Source organism: Pseudomonas sp. URIL14HWK12:I5, assembly GCF_900176445.1.
GTDB lineage: Bacteria > Pseudomonadota > Gammaproteobacteria > Pseudomonadales > Pseudomonadaceae > Aquipseudomonas > Aquipseudomonas monteilii.
Map to the genome: position 1 here is coordinate 161,498 of NZ_FWXQ01000002.1, position 13,704 is coordinate 175,201.

The 13,704-nt window shown below is 54.3% G+C and carries 17 protein-coding genes; 12 read left to right on the forward strand and 5 right to left on the reverse strand.

The window, feature by feature from the left end; genetic code table 11:
• Positions 1 to 11 precede the first annotated feature (11 nt).
• The 11 genes from B9A31_RS05240 (at position 12) to B9A31_RS05290 (ending at position 7,496) form a co-directional block, all read left to right on the forward strand.
• On the forward strand, positions 12 to 1,040 hold the full coding sequence (locus tag B9A31_RS05240) for an IpaC/SipC family type III secretion system effector (protein WP_050547850.1): 1,029 nt from the start codon (positions 12 to 14) through the stop codon (positions 1,038 to 1,040).
• A 14-nt stretch (positions 1,041 to 1,054) separates the two neighbouring features.
• Positions 1,055 to 2,014 (forward strand): IpaD/SipD/SspD family type III secretion system needle tip protein, encoded by a 960-nt coding sequence (locus tag B9A31_RS05245; RefSeq protein WP_019096352.1) that lies wholly within the window; start codon positions 1,055 to 1,057, stop codon positions 2,012 to 2,014.
• 9 nt (positions 2,015 to 2,023) lie between these two features.
• A complete protein-coding gene (locus B9A31_RS05250; RefSeq protein ID WP_019096351.1) occupies positions 2,024 to 2,287 on the forward strand; it encodes an acyl carrier protein in 264 nt (87 codons plus the stop codon).
• Between the two features lie 211 nt (positions 2,288 to 2,498).
• Positions 2,499 to 3,179 carry a winged helix-turn-helix domain-containing protein gene (locus B9A31_RS05255; RefSeq protein WP_081717228.1) on the forward strand — a complete coding sequence of 227 codons (681 nt, stop codon included), beginning with the start codon at positions 2,499 to 2,501 and terminating at the stop codon, positions 3,177 to 3,179.
• 94 nt (positions 3,180 to 3,273) lie between these two features.
• On the forward strand, positions 3,274 to 4,440 hold the full coding sequence (locus B9A31_RS05260; RefSeq protein WP_177325291.1) for a PrgH/EprH family type III secretion apparatus protein: 1,167 nt from the start codon (positions 3,274 to 3,276) through the stop codon (positions 4,438 to 4,440).
• 16 nt (positions 4,441 to 4,456) lie between these two features.
• On the forward strand, positions 4,457 to 4,717 hold the full coding sequence (locus B9A31_RS05265) for an EscF/YscF/HrpA family type III secretion system needle major subunit (protein ID WP_016711558.1): 261 nt from the start codon (positions 4,457 to 4,459) through the stop codon (positions 4,715 to 4,717).
• A gap of 113 nt (positions 4,718 to 4,830) precedes the next feature.
• Entirely contained in the window at positions 4,831 to 5,094 is a 264-nt protein-coding gene (sctI, locus tag B9A31_RS05270; protein WP_256204582.1) for a type III secretion system inner rod subunit SctI, read from the forward strand.
• Complete coding sequence (locus tag B9A31_RS05275; protein WP_019096347.1) at positions 5,091 to 5,813, forward strand: EscJ/YscJ/HrcJ family type III secretion inner membrane ring protein; 723 nt, start codon at positions 5,091 to 5,093, stop codon at positions 5,811 to 5,813. Before sctI ends, B9A31_RS05275 begins: the two co-directional genes overlap by 4 nt.
• Entirely contained in the window at positions 5,797 to 6,369 is a 573-nt protein-coding gene (locus tag B9A31_RS05280) for a hypothetical protein (protein WP_016711555.1), read from the forward strand. The genes B9A31_RS05275 and B9A31_RS05280 overlap by 17 nt, the downstream gene beginning before the upstream one ends.
• Positions 6,341 to 7,060 (forward strand): oxygen-regulated invasion protein OrgB, encoded by a 720-nt coding sequence (locus tag B9A31_RS05285; protein ID WP_174244674.1) that lies wholly within the window; start codon positions 6,341 to 6,343, stop codon positions 7,058 to 7,060. Before B9A31_RS05280 ends, B9A31_RS05285 begins: the two co-directional genes overlap by 29 nt.
• Positions 7,050 to 7,496, forward strand: a complete 447-nt coding sequence (locus B9A31_RS05290; protein ID WP_019096345.1) for a hypothetical protein — start codon at positions 7,050 to 7,052, stop codon at positions 7,494 to 7,496. The genes B9A31_RS05285 and B9A31_RS05290 overlap by 11 nt, the downstream gene beginning before the upstream one ends.
• Positions 7,497 to 7,578: 82 nt before the next feature.
• Here B9A31_RS05290 and B9A31_RS05295 read toward each other — a convergent pair whose 3' ends face one another.
• From B9A31_RS05295 to B9A31_RS05315, 5 genes are all read right to left on the reverse strand, one after another.
• Positions 7,579 to 8,802 (reverse strand): hypothetical protein, encoded by a 1,224-nt coding sequence (locus B9A31_RS05295; protein ID WP_019096344.1) that lies wholly within the window; start codon positions 8,800 to 8,802, stop codon positions 7,579 to 7,581.
• 43 nt (positions 8,803 to 8,845) lie between these two features.
• Positions 8,846 to 9,250, reverse strand: coding sequence for an InvB/SpaK family type III secretion system chaperone (locus B9A31_RS05300; protein ID WP_019096343.1), 405 nt, complete (start codon positions 9,248 to 9,250; stop codon positions 8,846 to 8,848).
• A 758-nt stretch (positions 9,251 to 10,008) separates the two neighbouring features.
• Positions 10,009 to 11,235, reverse strand: coding sequence for a hypothetical protein (locus B9A31_RS05305; protein ID WP_141099576.1), 1,227 nt, complete (start codon positions 11,233 to 11,235; stop codon positions 10,009 to 10,011).
• A 380-nt stretch (positions 11,236 to 11,615) separates the two neighbouring features.
• Positions 11,616 to 12,131, reverse strand: coding sequence for a DUF4880 domain-containing protein (locus tag B9A31_RS05310; RefSeq protein ID WP_027608773.1), 516 nt, complete (start codon positions 12,129 to 12,131; stop codon positions 11,616 to 11,618).
• A 438-nt stretch (positions 12,132 to 12,569) separates the two neighbouring features.
• Positions 12,570 to 12,881, reverse strand: a complete 312-nt coding sequence (locus B9A31_RS05315) for a DUF6124 family protein (RefSeq protein WP_016711549.1) — start codon at positions 12,879 to 12,881, stop codon at positions 12,570 to 12,572.
• An 87-nt stretch (positions 12,882 to 12,968) separates the two neighbouring features.
• On the opposite strand from B9A31_RS05315, the gene B9A31_RS05320 reads away from it, so the two are divergent.
• The gene (locus B9A31_RS05320) at positions 12,969 to 13,676 is read left to right on the forward strand and encodes a S24 family peptidase (RefSeq protein WP_033693091.1); all 708 of its coding nucleotides are present in this window, start codon (positions 12,969 to 12,971) and stop codon (positions 13,674 to 13,676) included.
• Positions 13,677 to 13,704: the final 28 nt, after the last annotated feature.

Below are 13,704 nucleotides of genomic sequence, written 5' to 3' on the forward strand. Positions count from 1 at the left end.
GGGTGGCACACATGGAATTATCAATCAATAGTCGTTCTCCATCGTTAGTCAGCCCTCAGGCTGCAAAGGTGGCAGGTAAGGTCGTCGATCAAAAGCAGCCGCTGTCGATCAGCAACCTCGGTGGACGGCTCGATGCGCAGGTGTTGATGTCTCGACCCACGCACGCTGTTGAAGCATTGACCCCTCAGCAGTTGAATCAGCACCTGGGTACCTCGGGGTTTAGCGAGAGCGAAAGCCAGGCGATGATGGGCTTATTTCTGGCCACTGTGGTCCAGCAGGAGAAAGAAGGTACCGAAGGTGCGGTGAAAGATCCCGTGGCGGACCTGTTGTCGTTCGACCCCGCCGCGTGGGAAAAACATATCGGTGTGTTGGTGGCATCGATTGTCGCACTCAATATCGCACGCAAATCGAGCGCTGAAATGAGCGGCAAGTTCACACAGATGGCCTATGAGGCCGCCATTGCGCAAGGCGTTGCCATCATGGCCGGTGGTGAGGCCGCGATGTGGGCTGCGGTCAGTGGTGCGGTCGTTGCCACCACCATGGCCGTCGCGGGTGCCGGGTTGTCCTTGCGCGGGCAGAGCCAGAAGCATACTGATATCAAGATCAATCAGTCGGCTGCGGCGAAGTTCGATGCGCAGGCCCACCAGATGCGCGTTGACCTGGAAATTGACCCGAGCAAGCGGGCAGTTCTTGAGTCGAAGATTCGTGAGGCGGTTGACCAAGCCACGCAAGCGCGCATGGAAAGTGCCCTTCAGGCAAAAACATACGAGCGCAACCTGACTGTTGGCGGTGCCGTCAGTTCCATGGCGATGATCATCAGCTCCGGGTTGTCCGCCATCCTGCGTTTGCAAGAGTATTCAGAACGTCAGCGCGAAGTGCTGCACCAGTCCGAGCAGGGTCTGAACAAGGCGGTCAGTGATGTCGCCAGCCAGAGCGTCAATGAAGATGCGGTGCTGGTCAGCAAGATGCTGGACGCTATCCAGCAGTTGGTCGACAGTCGCGGCTCTACCCTGAGCGCAATCGCCTCTGTACGCGCCTGAGCAGGAGTTGAATCATGGAAATTGTCACTAGGTCCTCCCCTGCCATTGCGCTGCGTATCAATCAGCCGGCGGATGAAAAGGTTGGCGGTCCTGAGGTCGATCATCGTCCACTGCCGTCGGCGGCTGAACGGTTGACGCAGTCGTTGGTATCCCGGTTAGGTGGAACGGAGCTCGGGAAAGTAAAGCCCAGTCAGGTTCAGGGGCATTTGCTGGAAGCCGAGTTACGCAAATGGGCAGCGCTTGCCCACCCTGCTGGCCCCAACATCCAACAGTGGAAGGATGAAACGCTCAAGAAACTAAGCGATTTGCCGTTGGCGCCAGAAGCTGCTCGGAATGCGTTGAACCCGTTCAGTGGCAGCGCCGATTTTTTTGAGCAATTGCTGGCGATGATCGGTTTCATCAAGGGCGAATACCTGGAGATCTACGAAGCGCTGCTGACCCAATACTCGGACTTCTACAAGGAGTTCAACGAAACCATCATGGCGAAGATGGGGGAGTGGATAACAGGTGGGAACGACGGTAAGGAAGTCAAAGTAAGTTATAAACTTCGCGCTGCTTTGATGGCGTTGCGCAATAAGTATCAGCAAGCCCCGGACGGGGTCCTCTATCCCACCTCTGGTATGGGAAGTGCGACACAGGAAGAGGCACAGAAGTGGGCCAAGGCCTTGGGGTTGCCTGATTCATGTGTGCAGCCTGATGGCAGCGGTGGCTATCGCGTGATGATGGACTTATCGCCGCTGGAGGGAATGATCGCAGCAGCTCCCATATTTGGCGCGACCTGGGATACCGCGAAGTTCCAAGCCTGGCAGACCGGTTTTAATAGCCTGGAAGGTGATCTGAAGAACCAGCTGCAGTTATTCACTACCAAGTACGGGAACGCCAACTCGTATCACGAGAACTTCAACAAGATCCTCTCCTCGCAATTGAGCCAGTATGCAGAGATGCTCAAGGCGCTCGCGAGCGGGATTGGTTGACGTCGTCGTATGAAGCAAATGATAAAGCTTGAAATCGAGACCGTTATTGTCGCAATTCTCGCTGATAAACTCGTGGTCGATGTCGATGCCGTTACCTCAAGCGCCCGCTTGGTGGAGGACCTCGGTGCGGATTCGTTGAATTTTCTGGATATTGCTTTGGAGATTAACTGTGTCCTGGGCATTGAACTGCCTCCAGAGGGTTTGGCCAGTATTCGTAACGTGGAGGATCTTTATCGCGTGGTTCATCAGGCAATCGCTCAGGCGTCTGTCTGAGCGCTTTCCCGAACGTGCGCACTGGTAAGGGTGCGTAGCCATTTTTCGACAAGATATCTCTACTATGCCGCAGACGGTATGCGTCGGCGACTCAGTGGGGAATTAGAGCCTTTCCTTGGATAATGCGGATTAGTCTCTAGCTTATTGTAGAGAAATCTCAAATATCGTAGGTATCACTTCCCCTATAGTTGGTCACTCACGCCGGGTGCGGATGAACTCCGCCAATGTCACGGCATATTCATCGCATTGGGATGGGGCAATTTGCGTTATGGAAGGGGTTACTGATCAATTGCCAGGGCGGTCGTTTGTGTTTGGCCAATGGATATTGCAGGCGGATGGGTTACTTCTGCGTGACGGTACCGGACTACATCTTCCACCCAAGGAATTGCATGTACTACAGCTATTGTTGTCAGCGGCGGGCTCGCTAGCTCCCAAGGGCTGGATGCTGGACCAGGTGTGGCCCAACTGCGACGTGGCCGAGGAGTCCCTTACCCGCTGCATTTATGCGTTGCGCAAGTTGCTGGGGCGTGAAAATGACTATATCAAGACGGTCTATGGCAAGGGTTATCGCTTTGTTGGGGAGGTCGTCGAACGAGGGGGGCCGCCTTCATCGGTGCCCTCGTTATTAGTCTTGCCGTTGCTGGCGCAGGATGATGAGTGCGCCCTGGAAATGCAGTGCGAAGAGGTTCGCCGATTGGCCGCCGTATTGGGTGGGCATGTTTGTGTGATGCCGGCGGGGCCTACAGCTAATGCGCAAGCTTCCGACGATTACCTGTCGATAGTCGAGCGAATAACACGTGAATATCATCTCAGTGTTCGTTGCGGGTTCGAAGCCGGTGACCGGCATTCTTCTAGCCGGATTCTGATCGCTTGCAACAGGTGCTCCTCATAATCTGATCAGGATTCTCTACCTTCCACGCCCTATCATTTATCGCATGCCGAAGCGGTAGGCGCTTTTCATAGAGTTAGACCAAGTGGTGAACAGCATGCAGGATTCTCCTGCAACGCAATGCGTCCTGAGGGTGTTCAGTGGCCCGCTGCAGGGTTGCGAATTTGATCTGGCGCAGCAGCGTACTCTTTTTGTCGTTGGTTCCGAGGCAACGTTTTGCTCGATTGAACATCCGCTCAGTGTTCCGGACGATGCCATCTACATTCCGCTGGCGTGTGGGGGATGCAACTTTGAGGTCTTGCTTGGGGGTGATGACCGCCCGGAGTGTGTCGTGCGTATCCTGGGTGACGAAGGTGTGGTTGAGCGGCCCATTCCATTCCAGTCACTGGAGCATATATCGGAGTTGCTAATCGCCGTGCGCCCATTCGATGAGGCGTGGCGGAGCGAGTTGTTGGTACAAGGGTCGGCTGTGCTTGCTGAGCCTGAGCCGGCTCGGATGCCCGTTATCGTTTCGCGGCGAGTGGCTGTTGCAGCGGTGCTGGTGATAATGGCTGGCTTGGCCATGTTCGGTTGGTACGCCTCGAATTCCACTCCTGTGTCGAATGTTGAGGCGCTGATTGCCGGGGGTAACAACAGCATGGTCGTCATGTACGGCCGCGACCAGGCAATTTACGTCTTCGCTGACTCCGAGCGCGATGCCGCATGGGGAAGGCAGGTATTGGTGCGCAATGGGTACTCGGCGACTCAGGTGATGACCACATACGACGAGCGTCGCCGTTTGGAGAGTCTGGTGTCCAGCCTTGCGCCGCAACTCGCCTATCACCGTATGGATCTCAGTGATCCGCTTGTTCCGCGATTGTTGATCAGTCGTCAACGCAGCCTGCTGGCACCCGGATTGCGGCGTCGCCTGGAGAGCGCTTTGATCGCAGTCGCACCCTACGCTCGCGAAATAATGATCGTACAAAGTGACGATGACGAACTCCTGCACCTGGCCGAGCAAGGCTTGGAACGCCTGGCATTGCCCTTTACTCGGCACAAACATGCTGAGGGTGTGACCTTTACAGTCGAGGGCAATCTTGAGGACGCGGAGTTGCAGGCCCTGGGTGACTTTGTCGCAACGTTCGGTCGGCAATGGGGTGAGCGGTACGTTCATTTCGCGATCGAGCTCAAAGATGACTGGCTCAAGGGCAAGTCGTTCCAGTATGGGCCCCAGGGCTACATCAAGATGACACCGTCATCCTGGCACTTTCCTAAATCCCTTTGATAATAACGGTTGATATATGAGTACGGTTTCAAACCCTATTGAATTTCATGATGACTTCCTGGGCCGACAGGCTCAAGGCTTCGAGGACGGCGCTACCGGCCTCAAAACCAAACTCGATGAGGCACTGGCCGCATTGCATGAAGATGCGTCGGACCCCACGCTATTGGCGGCCTATCAGGCTGCATTCTCTTCCTACAACGTGTTCCGTAACGTTGCGACCAATACGATCAAGGGCTTCAAGGAAATTGACACGGCGATAGTTTCCGCCGCGCGTTAAGCCTTGCGTCTCCGCTCGGCTGGCAGGAATTTCATATGCCAGCCGGGCACTGTTCTTGTGGGGTTACTATGTCTGTTTCTTCCCTGACGTCAGTGAACCTGAGTCCGCTTCGGATGGCCGAATGGGCGCGTCCCGAGCCTGGCTCAGTGGTTTCCCTGGAGGGTCGTTTGATCGAAAGTTTCGCCAGCTCCGCTGTGGGCACCGAGCGTGATCATGCAAGGATCAATGCCATGCTCAAACGCCCGGATATCACCAACCCGGAAGTGTTGAGCGAATTGCAGCTGCTCACTGCGCAGTACAACATCGATGTCTCTTTACTCAACGTCCTGGTCCGTAAAACAGTGACTACGGCCGAAACGTTGTTGCGTTCGTCATGAAGGTTTTCGCCTGGCTTGCGCTGCTCTGTTTGATGCTGGTTGGCTGTCGACAACCGAGTTTGCTTGAGGGCCTTGACCAACAGCAGGTCAATGAAGTGATTTCGGTACTGCAGCGCAATAACATCACTGCGACCAAAGTGGATAACGGTAAGACCGGATACTCGGTGCAAATCGCGCAAGGGGATTTCGCGGCGGCGGTCGACCTGTTGGCCCTGTATTCGCTGCCTTCCAGGCCGCGTGTTGAAATCGCCCAGATGTTTCCTGCGGACTCTCTGGTCGCTTCGCCGCGAGCCGAGAAGGCGCGTCTGTACAGTGCGCTGGAGCAGCGCCTGGAGCAGTCGTTGAATACCCTGGAGGGTGTGGTTTCAGCACGGGTACATGTGAGTTACGACCTGGAGACCGGAGAAAGCGGTCGCAAGGTAGCGCCCATCCATGTCTCGGCGTTGGTGGTGTATGAGCGTGACAGCGAGCCACAGCTACTGATCAGCGATATCAAGCGTTTTCTCAAGAACAGTTTCTCGGCCGTGGACTACGAACACATTTCGGTGGTCTTGTCCAAGCGGGCTTTGATTCAGCATGCCGCCCCCTTCCCGGAGCCTCGCGCTTACGCCTTTACCTGGCTCTATGGCGTGTTCGTCTTAGGCATTCTGGCTGCGCTAGCGTACTGGGTCATGCGGTATCGACAGTCGAAAGGGATCGAGCATGCTTCGCGGGACTGAAGCGCTGCGCGCCATCCTCCAGCAGCCGCTGGACTATCTGCATCCTCACCGGGGTGTTGTGCCAGCGCTGTTTGGCGAGCCGGCAGCCCGCGCGCTGCTCAACCAATCGTTGCTAAGAGGGTTGGCACTCAGTTGCCCCGATCCGCAACAGCTCAAGCGCAATCCATGGACTGATTGCTGGGTCGCACATTGGCAGCATTTGCCCGCAGTCGCCCGCCTTATGGGGGCGCACCTGATGTGGCCGCAACTGGCTCGCGGGGCGCGCATGCGTGAGCTCGATGTTCCGACAAGAGCCTTCGCCCGCATCAACCTGGGCAATCGGCCAGCGGTCGTGATCAGCGAAGCGCAAGGACTTGAGCCATCGCTCGACGCCCTGGGGCTCGCTGCCTTGGCAGCTTGGCATCAATACATCCCGGATGCGCTCATGCAGCGTCTGTTCTTGCAGTTCTCGCCGCGAGTGGTCGAGTTGCAGCAAACCTTGCCGATCCTGGCGCCGAATTCGTCACTTTTCATCCTGGCGGTACAACATGCTCGAATCCATCAGAACGCTTGCTGACATTCCTTCGACGGATGCCCTGCTGCTGAGGCATGAAGAACGCACGGCTGCGCGTAATCGTCGGTTGTTGATGCAGCAAGCCCGCGAGCGCGCCAAGGCCTGTATGGCAGAAGCGCAACAAGAGGCAGACAGTGTTCGTGCGAACGCCTTTCAGGACGGTTATTCCCAAGGCGTGCTGCAAGCCGCTGCTGACGTGAGCGGGCTTTTACTGCAGTCGCGAGTGATGGCAAGCGCGTTGCAGGCAGAGCTTGTACAGGCCGCCCGGTCATTGCTGGGGGATTTGCTGATGGACGACCGTCTGCTTGATGCGCTGCTGCAGCGTTGGCAGGCGGGGTGGGTAGACCAAGGCCGGGAGCCGCTGCAGATCATGCTGCCGCTGCGGTGCAAGGCCGGGCAGATGGCGCTGAACACCAGGTTGAAGGGCTTGGGTGTCGAGCGGGTGGATATCCGTTTCCATGCCCAGGAACGTTACCTGTTTCGCCTCGCGGATCAGGTGGTCGAGCTCGACATCGGCGCCACCCAAGAGCAGCTGTCGCAGCGTCTGATCGCCCAGCTCAAGCAGTTACCGGAGAGTGTGCGCCAGCTCGATGAAGCGTCGAAGAACGTGTTTGTCAATTGGGCTGCCGACCTGAACAAGGAAGGCTATAGCGCGATGAATATTTCGAAGTCGGATAACAGCGATGAACATTGATAACTACTCGCTTGCAGGTCCCGGCCAGGCCCCGCATCGAGGCGCCGAGACGATTGTGCCTCTGGACCAGCGCATGGGGCTTCAGGGCGCGGAAACCAGCGCTGATCCGGATCCTGAGTTTGCCCAGTTCTACGGCGCGTTCATGGAGTGGATAGCGTCCACGGCACCCTCCCCGGGCAGTATTCAGCGTTACTTGAAACAATACGCGAATGCCGGTGGCGAGTTGCCCTATAAAACGACGCAGAAGCAAATGGATGCGTTGACGCAGGTGATGGTGCGGATGAAAGAGCAGGGTTTGGAAGACAGTGAGACTTACAAGGAGATAAGGGTTGCGCTGGTATCGGTTTCATCGGCCAATATGTTCTTTAAGGAGTTTATGCAGGACGTGTTCAAACCGTCTGAGGACGAAGATAGCCGCGAAAATATCAATTGGTAGACGCATTGGCATTTAAATCTCCAATAAGCGGCTAACCGTGGAACTGGATGAATGCCGTCGCTTGGGCATTTTAAACAGCGCGCTATTGCGCTGTATTGGTTTTAAATAATTCGGTTATGAGATCCGTCGCTGCGCCATGCCCAAACACATGAGCGGCATCACGTTGTGATTGAGACAGCGTTCCCTCTGCCCTCATGCTTTGCCCCAAGTAGACGAGAATGCCCTCAAGCACTTCGACGGTGCTGTGGTAGCCCAGACCAACCAAAAAGGCACTGGCACCCGCCGCACGAGCATAGCGCTGCGCTTGCTCGACCGATGTCAAGTCAGACAGGGGGTGACGGAACTCTTCACCCGCTTGGCGAACCGAATTACGGGTGAGGGCGCCCACATACTGGTCCTCTCCTTTAACCCCGCATAACATGTCCCAGGTCTGTAAAATCTCGGCCGGAGAACCTGACATGTGCCCGGCAAACGGCTCTGTAGTTTGCTGGATGCGGGCCGTACTGATGTCGAAGACCGGCCAACGGATTTCTGGAATACGATTGTGTTCAGTAATGCCTAGTATTTTATCTGCTTCCAGCCCCATATTGTGAATGCCCGTTCGGAAAGGGATGTCTACGCCAGCGTCGAAAGTCACTACTTTTCGCTCAGACTTTTTATCTGGCCCTACAGTGCGAGAGCCTCCAGTCTCTCGCATGATTTCCATTTCTGGTTCCTCTGGCACATGCAGGCCCGCTGCTATCAGCAGACTGTTAAACTCGGTCAGCAACTCCATCTTCACGTCGGCAGGGCGGGAGTAAAATACGCCGATGTCTCCCATCAGAGCAATTACCGCGGCTCTGTCTGTAGCACTGGCAGTCTGTGCACTGGATACCGTGTTCTTTGTACTGGCTCGCTGTAGCGTAGCGAGCAAATCTGCAATTGTTCTTCCTTCGAGCAGGCCTTCTTCTCCCAGTAAACGGGCAGCGATGATTGTTTGACTGTCGGGACTCAGGTTTGAAACGACTCTATGCAATATGCTGGCAGCAGTGCCCAGTTCTTTAATGAGCACGTCGCACGGGCTATAAAGAACTCTTCTTCCGTCAATAGTTTGTTTCATGGCGAGCTTCTTCGTCGCTCTCAGTGTGTGCGGACCTGCCGGGTTGGTGTGGGTCAGTGTAGACGTTTCATTTGATGCAATATCAGTGGAGTTGTTTATTGCGAAATCAAAGTTTTTGACAAAATCGGCGTTTTTTGAGTTGCTGCTCTCGACTTGGTCTTTTACGGTGGTTGGCGGAACGAATTTTATATTGTTATTAATCGGCATGCTTAGTCGCCTGTGTAACGCAGTTGAGGTTGTGGGGTGTGGTTCAATGATTGAGTGCTTTGTGGACTGACATGATCAGGCTGTAGAACTCATTCAGTGCCAGGCGTAGCGTGTCCGGTGATTCGATGCATTCTTCTGCGAGCAGTGCTTTTATCTCGTAGCCATTATTCGCTTTTCCCAGTACTGCTTGGCCCGTCAATACACCTGGCAAGGCGTGCTGCAGTAAGTCGAGTAGTTTTTCTGCATGAAAACTTATGTTGATGCTATTCAAGTCTTCAAGTTTGCTCCATATCCAGGTCATGTCATTTTTTATTGTAATAATTATTGGGCTGATGGTTTTGAAGTTTAGCTCTATGGAGGAGTGATGGTCGAATGTGCCGATTCTTTCCGGAGGAAGTCCGAGACTTATCAATGATGTGCGCAAGGTTTCCGAGATGTTGGGGTGCATTGTCAGTTCTCTCTTGGGGGTTAAAGGCAAGCTTTTCTAGAGTGCTATTTAATTTGCAATTCTGAAATGCCCACCGCTGACGCCTTGAGACATCAGTGTTCGGCATTTAAAGGCGTGTGATTGACTCATGGCTCTGCATGCGGTTGAGGGTATCTGCTATTCACTAGCATATTCAGCAGGTGCCTACGGCACAGCCTTGACAATTGAAACAGTGAGGGTGAATTTGACACTGAGTTCAGCGTGGACTTTTTCTTGCAGCCTAGATTTCGCCTATGGCCTTGTCTTTCAAAAAGCGCTCAAATTTATGAGAATTTGAACGTTTATTTTGTTATGACGTCGTTCGGAGTTCATGAGTGGCACGATATGGCACGATATGGCGCGAGGGCTAGGTGATAGTTCCCCCTGAAATCAGTTCACGTAAGAAGTAGAATTGAGTTCGGAGGCGATCACCCTGGATGAAGCGTACAGGTGCTTCAGGAAGCACGCTTTACGTTATGGGGCAGGGTTGTAAAAATTTTTTGCGGCAATCGATCCTTGGATAGACCACCCTTCGAGAATACCAGTCAGTTAAACAGGTTGCGTTGATCAGAGCTCGTCAAGGCATTAGCAGCGCCTGTTTATGGCGCGCCGCCCGTGCGGCGCATCGCGAGGTGCAGGACGATCGTACAGATATACGAATGCCCTGTCGAACGCGCCTCACGCCAAATTACTTAACTGACCGACATTAACCCTCCAAGGGTGATCGTTTGTAGAATTGATCAGTGTATCGAAATTGTTTGACTGGCGCGTTCACTCAACTGTCTAGCCAATTCAGGATCGCTGATTTCAACGGTGAGTTGCTTGTCGTAGAGGTCGTGCTGGTTGTTTGCGATCAACGCGTCCAAGGATTCACGATCTATTTCAGCCAGTGCAGTATCAATCAGCTGTACGGTGTCGTCGGAAAACTCACGGTGCCCAATGTCGTTGTGCGTTTCCATCTGGTAAATGGCGAGCGCTGGTAGAAGTGAGGTTTCTACGTAATTTGGTTCTTTATAGTCGGCTAGATGTTTCTCCTCTCCAGTTGTGAGAGGGAAGCCTTGTTCAAATTTTTCCGCCAGTGAAGTATTCAGGTGATCGCTTAACACAAGTACCTGTAGATGAGTTATCTGGTCCTGGAGCATGGCCTTGAAAGTTTCATTGCTTTCGATCTTTATCTGCGGAATTTCTTTAATATCATTGGATTTTTCGAACGCAATCGAATTTTCGGAAACCGCTTTACTCGTGTGGGCAAGTGTCAGGGTAGTTCCCATGACGTTCCCGTGGGATTCTACGCTGTGAGGTGTAGCTATGGGGAAGTGATTAAGACTACCTTGCGCGTACAATGTTTTATCTGTGACTTTCATCTCGGCTTCTGAAATGAATTTTGCCTCACGGGCTCCAGCGTCTGTTTGCGACTTTGATGCGCCGAGTTCATATTTTGAGTAACTATCTCTTAGTGAGGTTGAATCTGTTTTCGGGCCTTCTTGGTAGTTGACGTTGATGTATCCTCCCGCCAGCACGCTTGATCCCAGGGTCCAGCGATGATAGTGAGGGCTATCCTCTCCTCCGAGACCGCTACCTCTGACACTAAAATTGTGAAGGCGCAGATTCCAGCCCTGCTCCGGGTTAGACATCAAGTAAAACTTGTTGAAAAAAGGGGCTTTAGCTGATTTATTTTTGCAATTTTCAAATAACTTATCGTCGGTCTTGATGTGTTCTAGTATGGAAATAAGATCCTGTTTGGAAATGGGTTCTATATCTGCGGTCACACCAGGCCGTTGTTGGAAGCCAAGCTCCGTCTTCGGGCTGAAATCTTGATATCGCTCACTGATCATTGTGAGCGTATTTTGATAGATTTTTTCGTTTTTTACAGCTTTGGGTTCGGCTTCATTAACCGTCCGGGCGGGAGCGTTATCAGGTGTAAAAGTGGATACTCGCGACTGAGATGTAATACTTGATATAGGCATGATCAGATCTGTACGGAATAGAGGGCAATAGGATCTGTGTGGAAATCTTGAAACTCGGTGACGCAGCGTGAGAACGGCCTCGAATGTTCACTCACAACCCGCAAAGTCTGGCGACACCTCGGCTGTTTTTCGCCTTGCCTTACCTTCGTTTCAGACTTTTCACACAGGGCCTAAGATGCATCCAAGTCGAACGCCCTGCTTTCACAAAAAGCTCATTGCCGTGCTTTTGGCCGCGATTGCAAGCCCACTTTCAGTTAGATAATGTCAGCTTTCCGACAAACCAACGTGGCCGTCCTCGCAAACGCCGCTAATGGGTCTCGCTGGCTTTTTTCATGCGGTGTTTGTGGCATCTCTATTCGTACAGAGCCTTCGGGGGGTGATCAGCCCCACAACCCAAACAGCACCAACGCCGCCACACCCAGCCCGACCGCAACCGAACAACCGCCCAGCGACAACGCCGCCCGGCCCTGCCGGTACCAGCCGTCGTGGCCAAGCTGCCGAGCCGGTGCCAGCAGGCTGCGCCAACGCAATTCCGTCTCGTGGAACGCCTGCAAGTTCGCCTGGTCCACGTCCAGCCAGCGACGAAAGTCGATCCGCTCGCACGCCGTTACCTGAGGGCTTTGCAAGCGCACATACCATTGCCCGGCAACACTTGCCAGTACATCCCGGCGCGAGCGGCCTGCCTGCAGGGCCTGTTCCATGTTCCGCTCGACACTGGCCAATGGCAGGTCGAGGCGGGCGGCAATGCTGGCGAAGTCCAGTTGATCGAGGCGGTTGAGCAGGAACACTTGCTGTACGCGCCGGGGCAGCCGCTTCAGGGCATGCAGCAGGGCGTGATCGGCATCATGTTCGGCAACCGGGCCTGGGTGCTCAAGGGGCAGTAGCAGACGGGTCATGGACAGCTCCTTGCTTTACAAGGGGGGAGGGGATGGGGGCATCTTCCTTGATGCGTGATCAGCGTAGACGAAACGAGATTGATTCTCAACTGCTGATTCCGCAAAGTTTTGTAATGAGCGTTCACGCCCTGAAACACCTTTGCTATCATGCGCGCCATCACGATCTTCATTAGCCTGAAGAGCCAAAAAAAAGACCCGGCAAAAAGCCGGGTCAAAAACCGTGATTAGCCTGATGAGGAGATAATCTGAGAGCGACCTAAGCTCCAGGTTATCCAGCGGATCTCGCGATCAGCTGAGTGCAATAATAATCGTTATCATTTGCCAGTCAAATGAATTTTCGTCCTTTCGGTAAAAAAGTTTTACCGATGCGCTTCCTTGTCCCGGCAATCGGGGCCTTTGCCGATACGCGGCTATCACGTTTTCTCCCTTCTTTCTTGCCTATAAACCCGGTTCTGCGGCGCGTTTGTGCTCCAGCAGTGCGCGGGCCATGTCCATCATGTGCATAAGGGCGAAGGTCAGCTCGCGCTGGCTGCCGTGCTGGTGGGTGGCTGTTTCCTGGGCGGTGGCGGCAGCGCAGCGCAGCAGGGCGATGGCGTGCTCCTGGGCTTGGTCGCCGGTTACGCCCTCGTGCAAGGTCCAGATCTTGTTGTCCAGCGTGGGGCGTGGCGGGTTGGGGTTGAGGTAGTAGTCGAGCGCGCGACGGGCTGCTTCGCTGTCGAGATCTGTTTCGTCGTTTTTCGATGGTTTCATCCTGATACCTGCTAGAGCCAGTAAGTAAAGGGTGAACCCGATACTAATACCTAGAGTATTTTTATGCGTTGAGATAAATAATACTGAATGTTTATTGAGCGCCTGAAGGCAGTCCGTATCGTGCCAGCGATGAATATGGATAAATGGATTGCCCTCGTCCGCGACCGGATGGAGGAGCTAGGGCTCACCCAGGAGCAGCTTGCCGAGCGCGTTGGTGTGTCTCAAGGCAGTGTGGGGCATTGGGTGAACAAGCGGCGTCAGCCGAAGATCGAGTCGATGAACCGCACGTTTGTCGAAATTGGCATGCCCCATTACAACGTCAGTCTGCAGCTGCGCATTCAGGGCCAGGTTGGCGAGGAGCGTGGCGCCTACGGGGTGGATGATGCCGAGGACGACCTGGACCTCATGCAGTACATCGTGTGTTTCCGCTACCCGGTCAAGGACTGGAGTGAGTTGGGTGCTACAGATGCTGAGGAGCCCACCGTGTTCGAACAGACGGATTACCTGGCCCAAGGCAAAGCATTCTGGCTGACAGTTGAGAATGACGCGATGAGCGCCGTCAGTGGTCGCAGTGTGCCACAGGGCATGCGGATGCTGGTTGATCCTGGGGTGGAGGTTGAGGCGGGGCGTTTGGTTATCGCTCGTCAGCCGGGCAAACCCGCGATTTTTCGCGAGTTGGCTGAGGACGGCGGGCAGCGGTACCTGAAGGCCCTCAATAACAACTACCCGACGCTGCTCTGTGAAGAAGGTTGCGAGTTTCTCGGAGTGGTCGTGCGAGTGCACGGTGCCTTCTAGAATGAAGGGGCTGCAAAGCAGCCCCCGC